Raw genomic sequence first — 13,933 nt, forward strand, 5'->3', positions numbered from 1 at the left:
GCGTACGGTGTGGCGGGAATCGTAGCAGGATCGGCAAAGGCGCGCAGGAGCCGAGCGCGCATTGCCTGCAACCCCGACACCCGCGCGCTCACCCGGCCAGCAGTGCCGCCCCGCCGTCGTCTCCGGCCGCCGCGCGGCCGTCGCCGCGACCCTGCGAAATCCCGGCCAGCTGCTCAGCAGGCTGCGGCCGCGCGAACAGAAACCCCTGCACCTGGTGGCAGCCGATTTCCTGCAGGAACGCCAGCTGCTTCTCCGTCTCGACGCCCTCCATCACGACATCGAGCCCCAGCGCGCGCCCCATCGCCACGATCGCGCGCACGATCGCGTCGTCCGTGCTGCCCGAACCGCAGTCCGTCAGGAACGACCGATCGATCTTCAACGTATCGACGGGCAGATCCTTCAGGTACACCAGCGACGAATAGCCCGTACCGAAATCGTCGATCGCCAGGCTGATCCCCCGTGTCGCCAGTTCGCGCAGCAGGATGCCGATTTCCTCGCGGGTGTTCATCGCCATGCTTTCGAGCAACTCGAGCTGCAGGCATTCGGCCGGCAACGCGGTTTCGCTGAGGATGGTCGTCAGGTCGCTGAGGAAATGGTCGGTAAAGCACTGCCGCGCCGACACGTTCACCGACACCCGCCCGAACTCGAACCCCTCGTCGAGCCAGCGGCGCGCCTGCCGGCAGGCTTCGCGCAGCACCCACCGGCCGATCGGGACGATCAGCGCCGACCGCTCCGCCAGCCCGATGAAGTCGCCCGGCGGCACCAGGCCCTTGCGTGGATGCAGCCAGCGCAGCAGCGCCTCCACGCCGACGATCCGGCCGCTGGCCAGATCGTATTGCGGCTGGTAGAACAGCCGGAATTCGTTCTGCTCGAGCGCGCGGTGCAACTCGCCTAGCGTCTCCAGTTGCTCCATCGCCGACGACGTCATCTTGCTCTCGAAGAACTGGAACACGTTCCTGCCGCGGCTCTTCGCGCCGTACATCGCCTGGTCCGCGAGCAGGATCAGGTGCTCCGCCTCGGTGCCGTCGTCCGGATAGATGCTGATGCCGATGCTCGGCGTCACGAAGATCTCGCGACCGCCGACGTCGATCGCCCGCGCCACTTCGTCCAGCAGCTTGCGTGCCACGCGCCCGACATCGCGGACATCGTCGAACTCCTCGAGCACGAGCGCGAATTCGTCACCGCCCATGCGCGCCACCGTGTCGTTCGCGCGCACCGACGCGACGATGCGCTCCGCAACCCGCTTCAGTACCTCGTCGCCGGCGTTGTGGCCGAGCGTGTCGTTGACCAGCTTGAAGCGGTCGAGATCGAGGTACATCACCGCGACCTTGCGACCGAGCCGCTTCGCGTGAGCGATCGCATGCGCGAGCCGCTCCTCGAACAACGCCCGGTTCGCGAGATCGGTGAGCACGTCGTGCGTGGCGAGATAACCCAGCCGCTCCTCCGCCTGACGCCGCTGCGTGATGTCGGAGAAGATCGCCGCATAGTGCGAGATCTCGTCGTCGTTGTCGCGAATGCTGGTGATCGTCAGGTATTCGAGAAACAGCTCGCCGGTCTTGCGGCGATTCCAGATTTCGCCTTGCCAGTGGCCGTCGGTCGTCAGCGAATGCCACAGCTGCTTGTAGAAATCCGGCGTCTGGCGCCCGGAACTCAGCAGGCCCGGATTGCGCCCGATCACTTCGTCCGCGGTGTACCCGGTCAGGCGCGTGAAAGCCTGGTTGACGCGCTCGATCCTCGCGTGCCGATCGGTCACCACGATGCCTTCGAGCGCCGATTCGAACACCCGGTCCGCCATGCGCAGGTTGAAGCGCGCGAGACCCAGCGCTTCGTCGCGCTCGCGCACGGCGCTGCGCAACTCGTTCGCGTACTCATGCTCGATGCTCTGCAGGACGTCCGCGAAACAGAGCAGCCCGGTGAGTGCGCCGTGGTCGTCGTGAATGCCGACATGGCGCATGTTCTGCTGCATCATGTAGCGGTGGGCCGCGTACAGGCTCTGATTCGTGGCGAGCATCCGCAGCGGCCTGCTCGCATGCTCGCCGACAGCCCCCCGCAAGCCGCCGCCCGCAATCAGCCGGACGATGTCCCGCTCGGTCAGGATGCCGTGCTCGCCATCGTCATAGGCGACGAGAACGGCATCGAGCTTCTCCGCGCGCATCCGCGCGACGACATCATGCAGCGCGACATGCCCGGGCACCACGACGGGCGGATGGACGTGGATCGATTCGATCGGCTTCAGGTGCAGGAAGAACTCCGGCCCCTGGTTCACGACGACGTCGGTCTGCGTCAGCACGCCGATCGCAACGCCGTCCCTGACGACCACGAAATGACGCACGCCCGACCGCTTGAACCTCACCGCCGCTTCGCCGAGCGGCGTATCGGCCTCCAGCGTCAGCACCGGGCTGCTCATCACTTCGCCGACCGGACGGTCGAGCGCCTGCGGGCTGTCACCGGCCGCCAGCGCGTCCTGCTCGGTCCAGATGCCGACGGCCTCGCCCTCCTCCATCACGACGATCGAGCTGCAACGCTCGATGAACATGCGTCGCGCGACCTCCCGCACCGGCGTGGCGGGCGTGCAGGAAAGTATCGAACGCGCGACGAGGCGCGCAACGGGAACATCGTAGGTGCTCGGATACATGCTCAGACCAAATCCAATGACCGCGCAAACAGGAATTGTGACCGATCGCTCGGCGCGTCGCGGCGGAGAACACGGCACACTGGCCTCGATGGCGCATTTGACGATCCTGTGTCAACCTGGTCCACGCTTTGGGTCGCACATATCCAGAGGTGGCCATCCCCGGTTAACGACAGGTTCGGACAAGAGTTGAGTCCCGCGGCGACCACGGACGCAGCACGCCGGCAGGTCGATCAGCAACGACGGCTTTCACTTTCCCGACAACGGGCCCGTCGACCCGGTAAATCGTACCGGCGATTGAAAAAGACGCCGCGCCCGGAAAACAATAAACGCGGTGCATATTCAGCGAATAGACCCGTGCAACAAGGACATCGCACGCCGTTGCCTTACAGTTTCCCAATAATTCAATATTGTTGAATATTAAAATAAAGAATTCCTTTTTTATGCACGTTCGCGCATCCGGGCGATTCATGCGCCGAAATTGCGAGAATGTCGACGTAGAGTGGATATTCAGGAGATCCGCGCCGACGGTTCTTGATTATTCGGGCCCATTCCGATAGCGTGCCGCACACCGTCAAGAAACACATCGCCCGGCTGTTTCATTCATTGCGACATACCGGGTTCCGGAGGGCGTTGACCTGTTATCGGTTGACGGTGACAGGAAGCTGCTCCGAAGAAAGCTTCGTTTGAACGACCATTTTTTCGATCGCTGAAAGACGTGCCGTCAAGTGCCTGCATACGCTTGCGATCGCACATTGGTCAAGCCACGCCATATGGAACGCGCATGAGAATTCACCCGATTCCACCCCTGCAATGCCTGGTTTTCTTTGATGCCGCCGCCCGGCATGGCAACTTCACGCGCGCAGCCGAGGAACTGAACGTGACGCAAGGTGCGGTCAGCAAACAGGTCGTCAAGCTGGAAAGCTTTCTCGGCATGCAGTTGTTCGTGCGAGACGCAAAGGCGCTTCATTTGACGCGTGCCGGGCAAACCTATGCCGACCGGATTCACGACATGCTGATTTCCTGCTCGGAGGCCACGGCGCTCGTCATGAAAGAGCCGACGCCCCACAGCATCACGATCGCCTGCGCATCCGGCACGGCCGGCATGTTCCTGACGCCCCTCATTGCCGAATTCAGCCGCGAGTATCCGAGCGTGGCGGTCCGGATCCTGGTTCGGGAGGGTGTTTTCAATCTGAATCCCGCCGAATTCGACATCGGCGTTTATTACATACGCGATGCGCCGCCCCCCGGCATGAGCGGCATTCGCATCATCGAGGAAGAGGTGCACGCTTATTGCGCGCCGGATTATCTGGGGCGCCGGCGCGTCTTGCCGCTCGAATTGATGAGCTCGACATTGCTCGTCGCGGAGGAACAGCAGCGTCAATGGATGAGCTGGCGCGACTGGTTTCACCTATGCGACAGCGAGATCACGTACAAGCCGTTGCGCACGATCACCGCCAACAGCTATCCCGTATTGCTGCAGCTTGCGCTGCGAGGCCACGGCGTCATCCTTGGATGGAACCACATGATCACGCCGCTGGTTGAAAGCAATGATCTGGTGCTCGCATCGGATGCAAGCGCCAGCTTCGGCGGCGCGTACCAGCTGGTTTGGCCCGACGATCGGCGCGATACGGCAGCCGTGGCGCATTTCCGGGAGTGGTTGCTGAAGCGGATGCCGCGGAGGCGATAACCAGGTATTCCAGAAACTCGGCCTTGCCAGAAAAAATTTCAGAGTAAATAGTCAGGAAAAACCCGTACCATTGGCTGCGCCACTGATCAATGCCAATGGCGCCATAACATCAAAATCCGAGGTCACAAGAATATGGAAACCACCGTTGGCTTGCACGGGAGCAGGCGAGACTCCACCGCGCAGGAAAGAACAAAGGCCGTCGTCGCCGTCATCGTCGGAAATGGATTCGAGTGGTTCGATTTTATTTCTTATGGCTTCTTTTCCGTCATCATTGCGAAACTATTCTTTCCCACCTCGGATGACAACCTGTCCCTGTTGCTGTCCGTTTCCACGATCGGCGTCGGATTCTTCATGCGGCCGGTGGGCGGCATCATCCTCGGGGGCATGGCGGACAAGATCGGGCGGCGTGCGACGCTGGTCATCACGATATCGTTGATGACCATCGGCACGGCATTGATTGCCTTCGCGCCGACCTACAAGGATGCCGGAATCCTTGCGCCGTTGATGATCGTGTGTGCACGCCTGCTGCAAGGTTTTTCCGCCGGCGGCGAAATGGGCGGCGCCACCGGATTCCTGAGAGACCATGTCCCTGCCGAGCGGCTGGGCTATTACACGAGCTGGATTCAGGCGAGCATCGGATTCGCGATCATTCTCGCATCGGTGCTGGCGGTCGTGCTCGTCAAGTATCTGAGTGTGGATCAGGTCGAGTCGTGGGGGTGGCGCATACCGTTCCTGATCGGCTTGTGCCTGGGGCCGCTCGGAATCTACATCCGCAACCAGGCGCATGATTCCACGGAGGACGTGACGCGCGTTCGGGAGCGCACGCCGGTGATCGAGATTGCGCGTCGCTGGAAGAGCAAGACGCTGATCGGGTTCGGCCTGGTGATCTTCTGGACCGTTTGCTCGTATGTCCTGCTCTTCTATATCCCCACGTATGCAACCAAGGTGCTGCACTTGCCGGCATCGACGGGGTTCATCGCCGTGCTCGTCGGGGCGTCGATCGTTCTTTTCGTCACGCCGATCTTTGGTCACCTCTCCGATCGATACGGACGGCGCCGCTTTCTCATGGGGGCGCTCGTCATGGCCATCATTGCCGCGCATCCGCTGTTCAAGCTCTTGAATGCGAGCCCCGGGCTGCATTCGCTGCTGCTGTTCCAGATCGTATTCGGACTGGTTATTGCATGTTATGAAGGGCCGATCCTCGCCGCGTTGAGCGATACGTTTCCGCGGCAAATCGTCTCCACGGGCATTTCGATTTCGTACAACCTTGCCGTCATTACGTTCGGGGGATTTTCCGCGGCCATTCTCACCTGGGCGATTGCGGCAACGCAGAACAATCTTGCCCCGGCCTTTTACGTGATGGGAACCGCGGCCCTCAGCTTCATCGCAACCGCGTGCTGGTCCCCGCGCAAGGATTGAGCCGATCCGTCAAGCGGAACATCTCGTCGAATTCAATGACCAGGAATGGAAATTTATATAGGTGAGCAAAAATGAGCGAACTGTATTCTGAAACCTATCGAGAACTCCAGGCCAGATTGAAGTCGGTGTCGGAGGCGGCCGAGATTGCACGGAAAAAGGAAGCCGCGGATGCAATCAAGGCGATACGGCAGACCGTCTGCCAGTACGGCATTTCCGCGGAGGACATCTTTGGCCGGGCCAAGCCGAACGGCGGTCGCGGGAAACGCCGTGGTTCGGTCGCACCGAAGTACCGCGATCCGGAAACCGGCGCGACGTGGAGTGGCCGAGGCAGGCCGCCGCTGTGGATCGCGGGCCGCAGCCGTGACGCATTCCTGATCACCCGGTAGCGCGAACGCAGCGCAAGATGACCGCTCGCTCGCAAGGGTTCCGACGGAGTTCAGGCGAATGATCGCCGAAATGGTCCGCCGCTTTCCGGCTCGGGCACCTGCCCGGCCCCGAGTGCCTCAGGCGCGGCTGCATGGCCGCGTCCCGTCTTCGCTGGGTGGCCTTGAGTTCCAGCAGATGGATTCAGGCGATTGCTGGATGGCAATCGCCTTTTTTCTTGGCCGGGCTCGGTTGAGCTGATTGGGAGCGGCAACCGGTTTTTGTCCGATCATCGGCCGGAGGCATCACCGGCAATCCGCTTTGGCGCGCTCGCGCTGACGACTCTTTCGACGATGACGCGCCGTTCGCGTACGGAGCACTACCCCCGAACAGCCGGCGTCGACGCCAGCCGCGACACGACATCCCGCCCCTGAACCGACAGCAGCACGCGCACCTGCGCGCTCGCATCGGCGTCGAGCCGCACGAGGCCGTGGCCGAGCAGCGCGCGAACCTCGGCCAGCTCGCCGTCCAGCTGGCATGGCGTGCTGGCCAGCACCATCAGCGCGGCGATTTCATGAGGACTGAGCAACATATCCGCACCTCGTTAGACAGGTCAACCCACCCGCTCACAACAGCACGATCTGATGCTCGACCGCCGGCTCCGCATCGGCCTGCCCCGGCGCGGCGCGCTCGGACACGATCCGGCCAGGCGTCGCCGGCGCGAGCGTCCCGGTCTTCAGCCAGCCGAGCGGAATCGGCCACAGCGTCGATTCGAAGCGGCTGTGGAAAAACGCGAAATGGCCGATGCTGTCGACGCCGATCGCATCCGGCGGAATCCGCAGGTGCACGACGCTGCTGCGCGTGAAATACCGCAGCAGCCGTTCGATCGCGGCAATCGTGCCGAACGGGTCGTCGGTGACGCTCGCGGCGAGCACCTGCGCGCGCATCCCGGCAAAGCGCCGGACGAGCGCGCGGCGCTGCGCGTCGTCGCGCGCGATCGGCGCGCGCCGGTAGGTGTCCTCGAAATCCGGCCGGCTGCGGCTCCACGACAGCGCGACGCCCTTCGGCGTGTCCTCCATCCAGCCGAGCCGCTTGGCCGGAAAATAGCCGAACACCGCGGACAGCACCGGCATCACGACATGCCACTTCCACAGCATCGCGAGCTTGCTGCGCGGCGCGTAGTCGCGCCAGTGCGCGTACTGCGCGCCCATCGTGAACATGCGGCGCACCAGATGGTTCGACGGCGCGAGGCCGGCGACGAAGCCGCCGATGCTGTGCGCGACCACGTCGACCGGCTGGCCCGGAAACTCGGCGAGCGCATAGCGCAGCACCGCCTCGAAATCGCGCTCGCCCCAGTCGAGCCACGTCGCGTCGAGCCGCGCGAGCTGCGCGGGCCGCGATTCGCCGATCCCGCGATAGTCGTACACGATCGCGTCGTAGCCGTGCCGGTGCAGGTAGGCGGCAAACCGGAAGTAGTAGCGGCAGCGCACCGACGTCGCCGCGTTCACGATCACGACGGGCCGCGGCTCGCCATCGTCCTCGCCCGTGCGATGGCGCCAGACGAAGCCCTTGATCGGATAGCCGTCGGCCGCCGTCAGCGCGATCGATTCCGGCTCGGCGATGCGCGTGTCCCCGTCATTCATTCCGCTCATTCGAAACCCTCCACGTCACGGCATCCATTTCACTTGACCGGGCTGTTTCGCTCAATCAATCTTCTTGCATCTCTCGCATGACGAACACGCATGGCAGCCACGCTCGACCGGCTACCTTCGCTCGACCTGGCCTGCGGCTTCGCCGCGGTCGGCCGCCCCTGACGAGACCCTCGCGCACCCGGCGCCGCGCCGCCACCTACCAAAGCTGGTAGTTGTCCGCGCGCGGCGCGACGCGGTGAAATCGACGGCGTTCCAACGACCGCATCGCAGCGTCCGCGACGCCCGAGCCGAGCGTCCGCCCGCCGCGCCTCAGGAGGCAGACACGATGAAACACCTCAAACCCTGGTTGGCCGCCGCGCTCGCGCTGGCGGCGCTCGCCGGCGCGGGCCGCGCCGGCGCCGAAGAGCGCGTGATCCGGATCACCGGCTTCGGCGCGACGTCGGGCGTGCTGCGCCCGTTCGGCGTCAACAGCGAGGCGGCGCTGCGCGCGGCCGCCGACGACATCAATCGCGCGGGCGGCGTGAAGCTCGGCGACGGCGCGCGCGGCCGCATCGAGATCCGCTACCTCGACGACAACTGCAAGCCGACCGAAGGCGTGGACATCGTACGGCGCCTCGCGCAGACCGACACGCTGGCGGCGGTCGGCACGACCTGTTCGCCGGTCGTGCAGGCGGTGTACGGCTCGCTGCAGAAGAAAGCCGGCGACGCGGCCGATTCCGGCCTGCAGCTGCCCGTCTTCACCGACGTCGCGATGAAGATCGGTCTCGCGAAAATGTCCGACTGGTCGTTCCGCAACATTCCCGACGAGAATGCGATGTACGACGACGTGTTCGCGTGGGTCCGGCGCACGCACCCGGACGCGCGCACCGTGTACGGCGGCGTCGAGCAGAACTTCGTTCATTCGAACCAGACCTGGTACCAGGTGATGAAGCCGCGCGCGCAGGCGGCCGGCTTCGACGTGCTCGGCGAGACGCGCTGGCTGCTCGACGACACGAACTTCGCCGAGCAGGTGCGCGCGATCAAGGCGGCCAATGCCGACGTCGTCGCGATCTCCGCGCATCCGTACTCGGCATGCGGCGTGCTCAAGGAGATGCAGCGCCAGGGCGTGCGGCCGAAGGTGCTGGTCGGCCTCACGAGCAGCTCGACGCCCGAGCTGCTGAAGGTGTGCGGGCCGGCGGCCGAGGGGCTCGTGATCCCGACCAGCTTCGCGACGATCAACCCGGACGCGCAGCAGGCCGCGACCGAGACCGCCCGCTACGGCGGCTATGCGGACCTGCACAGCATGGCCGCGTGGGAGATCCTCCACATGATCCGCGCCGCGATCGAGACGCGCGGCGTGCTCGCGAAGCCCGACACCGTGCAGGCCGACCGCGAGAAGATCCGCGAGGGGCTCGCCGCGATGAAGACGGCCGACGGCCTGCTCGGCCCGGTGAAGCGCACGGCCGATCGCGAGTCGATCAAGCCGTTCGTGCTGGTCGAGGCGCGCCGCAACGAGTGGACCGTCATCGAGCGGCCCGCGCCGCGCAGCGAGCTCGCGGGCGCCGCGCCGACGGCTCGCCAGCCGTGACGCAGCCGCTCGTCGCGCTGCGCGGCGTGACGTGCCGCTTCGGCGACGTGTGCGCGGTCGACGGGCTGGACCTCGACGTCGCGCAAGGCGAGACGGTCGGCCTGATCGGGCCGAACGGCTCCGGCAAAAGCACGACGCTCGGCCTCGTCGCGGGCACGCTGCGCCCGACGGCCGGCACGATCCGCCTCGCGGGCGCCGACGTGACGCGCGTGCCCGCGTGGCGGCGCGTCGCGCTCGGCGTCGCGTGGACCTCGCAGCAGCCGCGGGTGTTCGAGCGGCTGTCGGTGCGCGACAACCTCGCGGCGGCCGGGCGTGACGCCGCCGACGCCGCGCTGCACGACGCGGCGCTCACACACCGGCGGCATGCGCTCGCGGCGACGCTGACCTTCGCGGAGCGGCGCCGGCTCGAACTGGCGCGCGCGCTGGCGCTGCGCCCGCGCGTGCTGCTGGTCGACGAACCGGCGTCGGGGCTCGACGCGGACGAACTGGCGACGCTGCGCGAACGGCTCGCCGCGCTGCGCGCGCGCGGCGTCGCGATCGTGCTGGTCGAGCACCGGGTCGGCTTCGTCGCGCAGCTCGCCGAGCGCATCGTCGTGCTCGAACACGGCCGCGTGCTCGCGGCCGGCACGCCCGCGCACGTGCTCGCCGACCCGGCCGTGTGCCGCGCGTATCTCGGCGCGCATCTCGGCGACCCGCCGGCCCCGCAACCCGGCTGCACGGCGGCCTGACATGAGCGCGCTGCCGTTCGACGCCCTCGCGCTCGGCGCGTCGTATGCGCTGCTCGCGTCGGGCTTCACGCTCGTGTTCGGCGTGCTGCGGCGCGTGAACCTCGCGTACGGCGCAACCGTGATGTTCGGGCTGTACGCCGCGATCCGGCTGACGGCGCCGCTGCCGCCCGTCGCCGCGCTGGTCGCCGCGCCGCTCGTCGCGGTGGCGGCGACGCTCGTCGCGAACCTGTACGTCGAGCGCCTGTGCTTCGCGCCGCATCGCGGCAGCGCGAAGGTCGGCACCCATGTCACCGCGATGGCCGCCAGCTTCGCCGTGTGGATGCAGGTCGAGGAAGCGAGCGTGCTGCTGCTGCCCGCGCACGCGAACCCGTTCCCGTCGCCGTTCGCGCGGCTGCCGGCCGCGTGGCAGGCCGGCCCGCTGCGCGCGGACCACGCGATCGCGTTCGGCTGCGCCGCGCTCGCGACGCTCGGCTGCTGGCTGCTGATCCACCGGACCCGGTTCGGCCTCGCGGTGCGCGCGGTCGTCGACGACGCCGAGGCCGCCGCGTTCATGGGCGTCGACGTGCGCCGCGTGTCGGCGCGGGTGTTCGCGCTCGCGGCGGCGCTCGGCGCGCTCGGCGGCTGCCTGATCGCCGGCCTCCACGGCCAGGTGAGCGCGATGTTCGCGATGTGGGCGACGCTCAAGGGGCTCGCCGCCGCGGTGCTCGGCGGCTTCGGCTCGATGCCGGGCGCGATCGCGGGCGGGCTCGCGCTCGGCGCGGTCGAGACGGTGCTGCAGGCCCGCGTCGGCGCCGAATACCGCGATCTCGCGTCGAACCTGCTGCTGCTCGCGGTGCTGTGCGTGCGGCCCGGCGGGCTCGCGTCGCTCGTGCCCTGCACTCGCGCGCGCGCCGCGCTGCTCGGCCGCGCGGAGGCCGGCCCATGACGCTGCTCGCGAACTTCGGGCTGCTGGCGTTTCTCGCGCTGTCCGCGTACGTGCTCGCGATCGGCGGCGACTGGTCGTTCGGCCAGCAGGCGCCGTTCGCGCTCGGCGCGTATGCGGGCGCGGCGGCGACGGTGCTCCTCGCGTGGCCGCTCGCGGCCGCGCTCGCGCTCGCGGCGGCGGTCGGCGTCGCCGCCGGGCTCGTGCTGCGCGCGCTCACGCTGCGGCTGCATGCGCTCGGCTTCTCGCTCGCGACGCTCGCGGCCGCCGAAACGGTGCGCCAGGCGCTGGCGGTCGTGCGCGTGCAGCGGCCCGGCGCGGACGGCGAGCCGGTCGGCCCGAACGGCGCCGAAGGCTTCGCCGGCATCCGCTACGTGTTCGAGCACGGGATGACGCCTAGCGACGTCGCGCTCGTCGTGTGGAGCGTGCTCGCGCTCGTGTTCGCCGGGCTCGTCGTGCTCGAACGCACGCGCTTCGGCCGCGCGCTGCGGATGACCGGCGAGGACCCGGCGCTCGCCGGCGCGCTCGGCATCGACGTGCGGCGCACGAAGCTCGGCGCGGCGGCGCTCGCGGGCGGGATCGCGGCGCTCGGCGGCGCGCTGTACGCGCACTGCAACACCTATGTCGAGCCGGACAACTTCGACGTGATGCTCGGCATCCACGGGCTGTCGTACGCGCTGATCGGCGGGCTCGGCGCGCCGCTCGGGGCGTTCGCGGGCGTCGCCGTCGATCTCGGCCTGCTCGAGGGCAGCCGGCTGTTTCACGGCTACCGGATGATCGTGTTCGGCGGGCTCGTCGCGGTGATCCTCGTCGTGCGCCCGCGCGGGCTGATCGATGAAACCCTCGTCGCGAAGCTGTGCGGGTGGAATGCAATGCGTATTCGGCGCGTGATGTGCGTCTTTTCCCTCTCGCCGCTGCTGCTGCCGCGCCGCTTGCGCCGCCGCGCGGCGCGGCGCCAACCGGAACAAACATGACCCTTCCGCATTTCCACCTCGCCGCCGCCCGGTGGCCGCTGCGCCGTGCGCGCGCGCTGGCGACGATCGTCGTGCTGGCGGCCGCCCTCCCCGCCGCACACGCCGCGGCCCCCGACGCGCGGATCGCGTGCAAGCCGGCCGGCGCCGCGTCGGCCTACGACTGCGCAATCGATCTTGCCGATCCGCGCACGCACGCGCCCGTCGACGGCGCGCGTTTCACGGTGACGGCCGACATGCCGTCGATGCCGATGGCGCACAACATCACGCCAGTCGATGCGATGCCCGACGGCCAGCCGGGGCGCTACCGCGCGCGGCTCGCGCTGGAAATGGACGGTGTGTGGCTCGTCAAGCTGACGTTCAGCGCGCCGGTGCGCGACCGCGTGGTGCGCAAGCTGCGCTTTGACGGCGGCAGCGGCGGCAGCGGCGGCAGCGCCGGCTGACCCCGACCCACCGTCTCGCATGCGCGCCGTGCATGCGAAGCCGCCTGAAGAGTCACTTGAGGGAACGGTCCGGCCGGCGCTCTAATAGCCGAACGGTCGTCGCCTGCGTGCGACGCACGCATGAAAGTGTCCAACAGAATAAGGAGACGACGGTGATCGGACCTGAAGAGGCGTGGAAGCGCCGCTGGCTGCTCGTGATCGCGGGCGGCATCGTGATGGGCGCCGCGCTCGGCATCCGCCACGTGCAGGGCCTGTTCCTCGCGCCGGTGTCGCTCGATCACGGCTGGTCGCGCGAAGCGTTCGGGCTCGCGCTGGCGCTGCAGAACCTGATCTGGGGCGTCGCGCAGCCGTTCACGGGCATGGTCGCCGATCGTTTCGGGTCCGCGCGGGTCATCTTCGTCGGGGCGGTGCTGTATGCGCTCGGCCTGCTCGTGATGGCCTACGCGGCGACCACGGGCGTCTACACGCTCGGCACCGGCGTGCTGGTCGGGGTGGCGCTGTCGGGCACCGCGTTCGGCGCGGTGTACGGCGCGCTGTCGCGGCTCTTCGCGGCGGACAAGCGCGGCTGGGCGCTCGGCGTCGCCGGCGCGATCGGCGGGCTCGGCCAGTTCTGCATGGTGCCCGTCGCGCAGGAGCTGATCGGCGGGCTCGGCTGGGTGTCGGCGATCGTCGTGCTCGCGGTCGTGATGCTCGCGACCGCGCCGCTCGCCGGCTGGCTGCGCGATCGCCCGGTCACGCACGGCGCCGAGGGCGGCCACGACCAGACGATCCGCGCGGCGATGACGGAAGCGCTGTCGCACCGCGGCTTCTGGCTGCTCAATCTCGGCTTTCTCGCGTGCGGCTTCCAGCTCGCCTTCATCGCGACGCATCTTCCCGCGTACCTGCTCGACAAGGGCATGACCGCGCGCGAGGCGAGCATCGCGCTCGCGACGATCGCGCTCGCCAACACCATCGGCACGTTCCTGTGCGGCTACGCGGGCGGCTTCCTGCGGCGCAAGTACCTGCTGGCGGGCATCTACTTCGTCCGCTCGGCTGCGATGGCGCTGTTCGTGCTCCTGCCGCTCACGCAGGCGAGCCTTTACGTGTTCTCGTTCGTGATGGGGCTCACGTGGCTCGGCACCGTGCCGCTGACGAACGGCGTGATCTCGCAGGTGTTCGGCGTGCGCTACATCGCGACGCTGTTCGGCTTCGTGTTCTTCGGGCACCAGCTCGGCAGCTTCTTCGGTGTCTGGCTCGGCGGCGTCGTGTACGACACGACCCGCTCGTACGACCTGCTGTGGTACGGCTCGATCGCGCTCGGCGTGATCGCCGGGCTGCTGCACCTGCCGATCAACGACCGGCGCGTCGCGCGGCTCGCCGTGCCGGCGGCGGCCCAGCCCGCATGAGTACCGCACTGCACCCCGGCCGCGCGGCCCGCACGATGCGCATCGCGCGCATCGGGGCCGTGTGGATCGGCCTGCTCGCGCTCGTCGCGTGGAGCTTCGCCGGCTACCTGACGCCGTCCGCGCTCCTGTCGCTGCTCACCGGCTTCTCGCTCTGCGGGTGA

General features: G+C 67.6%; 13 protein-coding genes. 10 read left to right on the forward strand and 3 right to left on the reverse strand.

The features are described 5' to 3' along the window. Positions 1 to 88: 88 nt before the first annotated feature. Positions 89 to 2,635 (reverse strand): EAL domain-containing protein, encoded by a 2,547-nt coding sequence (locus WT26_RS01645; RefSeq protein ID WP_069272044.1) that lies wholly within the window; start codon positions 2,633 to 2,635, stop codon positions 89 to 91. A 781-nt stretch (positions 2,636 to 3,416) separates the two neighbouring features. Between WT26_RS01645 and WT26_RS01650 the strand changes: the two genes are divergently transcribed. The 3 genes from WT26_RS01650 (at position 3,417) to WT26_RS01660 (ending at position 6,127) form a co-directional block, all read left to right on the forward strand. Beyond that, positions 3,417 to 4,322, forward strand: coding sequence for a LysR substrate-binding domain-containing protein (locus tag WT26_RS01650; RefSeq protein WP_042585673.1), 906 nt, complete (start codon positions 3,417 to 3,419; stop codon positions 4,320 to 4,322). Between the two features lie 132 nt (positions 4,323 to 4,454). Further along, complete coding sequence (locus WT26_RS01655) at positions 4,455 to 5,741, forward strand: MFS transporter (RefSeq protein WP_042585674.1); 1,287 nt, start codon at positions 4,455 to 4,457, stop codon at positions 5,739 to 5,741. Between the two features lie 71 nt (positions 5,742 to 5,812). Next, entirely contained in the window at positions 5,813 to 6,127 is a 315-nt protein-coding gene (locus WT26_RS01660; protein ID WP_059804545.1) for an H-NS family nucleoid-associated regulatory protein, read from the forward strand. 356 nt (positions 6,128 to 6,483) lie between these two features. On the opposite strand, the gene WT26_RS01665 is transcribed toward WT26_RS01660, so the two are convergent. Further along, positions 6,484 to 6,696, reverse strand: coding sequence for a hypothetical protein (locus WT26_RS01665; protein WP_042585676.1), 213 nt, complete (start codon positions 6,694 to 6,696; stop codon positions 6,484 to 6,486). A gap of 34 nt (positions 6,697 to 6,730) precedes the next feature. Beyond that, the gene (locus WT26_RS01670) at positions 6,731 to 7,747 is read right to left on the reverse strand and encodes an alpha/beta fold hydrolase (protein WP_069269556.1); all 1,017 of its coding nucleotides are present in this window, start codon (positions 7,745 to 7,747) and stop codon (positions 6,731 to 6,733) included. Positions 7,748 to 8,081: 334 nt separating this feature from the next. On the opposite strand from WT26_RS01670, the gene WT26_RS01675 reads away from it, so the two are divergent. The 7 genes from WT26_RS01675 to WT26_RS37925 all read left to right on the forward strand — a co-directional run bounded on the left by WT26_RS01675 (position 8,082) and on the right by WT26_RS37925 (position 13,933). Further along, the gene (locus tag WT26_RS01675) at positions 8,082 to 9,323 is read left to right on the forward strand and encodes an ABC transporter substrate-binding protein (protein WP_069269557.1); all 1,242 of its coding nucleotides are present in this window, start codon (positions 8,082 to 8,084) and stop codon (positions 9,321 to 9,323) included. Then, positions 9,320 to 10,051 (forward strand): ABC transporter ATP-binding protein, encoded by a 732-nt coding sequence (locus WT26_RS01680; RefSeq protein WP_069269558.1) that lies wholly within the window; start codon positions 9,320 to 9,322, stop codon positions 10,049 to 10,051. The genes WT26_RS01675 and WT26_RS01680 overlap by 4 nt, the downstream gene beginning before the upstream one ends. A 1-nt stretch (position 10,052) precedes the next feature. Beyond that, on the forward strand, positions 10,053 to 10,976 hold the full coding sequence (locus WT26_RS01685; protein WP_069269559.1) for a branched-chain amino acid ABC transporter permease: 924 nt from the start codon (positions 10,053 to 10,055) through the stop codon (positions 10,974 to 10,976). Next, positions 10,973 to 11,947, forward strand: coding sequence for a branched-chain amino acid ABC transporter permease (locus WT26_RS01690; RefSeq protein WP_069269560.1), 975 nt, complete (start codon positions 10,973 to 10,975; stop codon positions 11,945 to 11,947). Before WT26_RS01685 ends, WT26_RS01690 begins: the two co-directional genes overlap by 4 nt. Next, complete coding sequence (locus tag WT26_RS01695; protein WP_069269561.1) at positions 11,944 to 12,387, forward strand: FixH family protein; 444 nt, start codon at positions 11,944 to 11,946, stop codon at positions 12,385 to 12,387. The genes WT26_RS01690 and WT26_RS01695 overlap by 4 nt, the downstream gene beginning before the upstream one ends. 107 nt (positions 12,388 to 12,494) lie before the next feature. Then, positions 12,495 to 13,772, forward strand: a complete 1,278-nt coding sequence (locus WT26_RS01700) for an MFS transporter (RefSeq protein WP_420480920.1) — start codon at positions 12,495 to 12,497, stop codon at positions 13,770 to 13,772. After that, positions 13,769 to 13,933, forward strand: coding sequence for a hypothetical protein (locus WT26_RS37925; RefSeq protein WP_196222122.1), 165 nt, complete (start codon positions 13,769 to 13,771; stop codon positions 13,931 to 13,933). Before WT26_RS01700 ends, WT26_RS37925 begins: the two co-directional genes overlap by 4 nt.

Source organism: Burkholderia cepacia (assembly GCF_001718835.1).
GTDB lineage: Bacteria > Pseudomonadota > Gammaproteobacteria > Burkholderiales > Burkholderiaceae > Burkholderia > Burkholderia cepacia_F.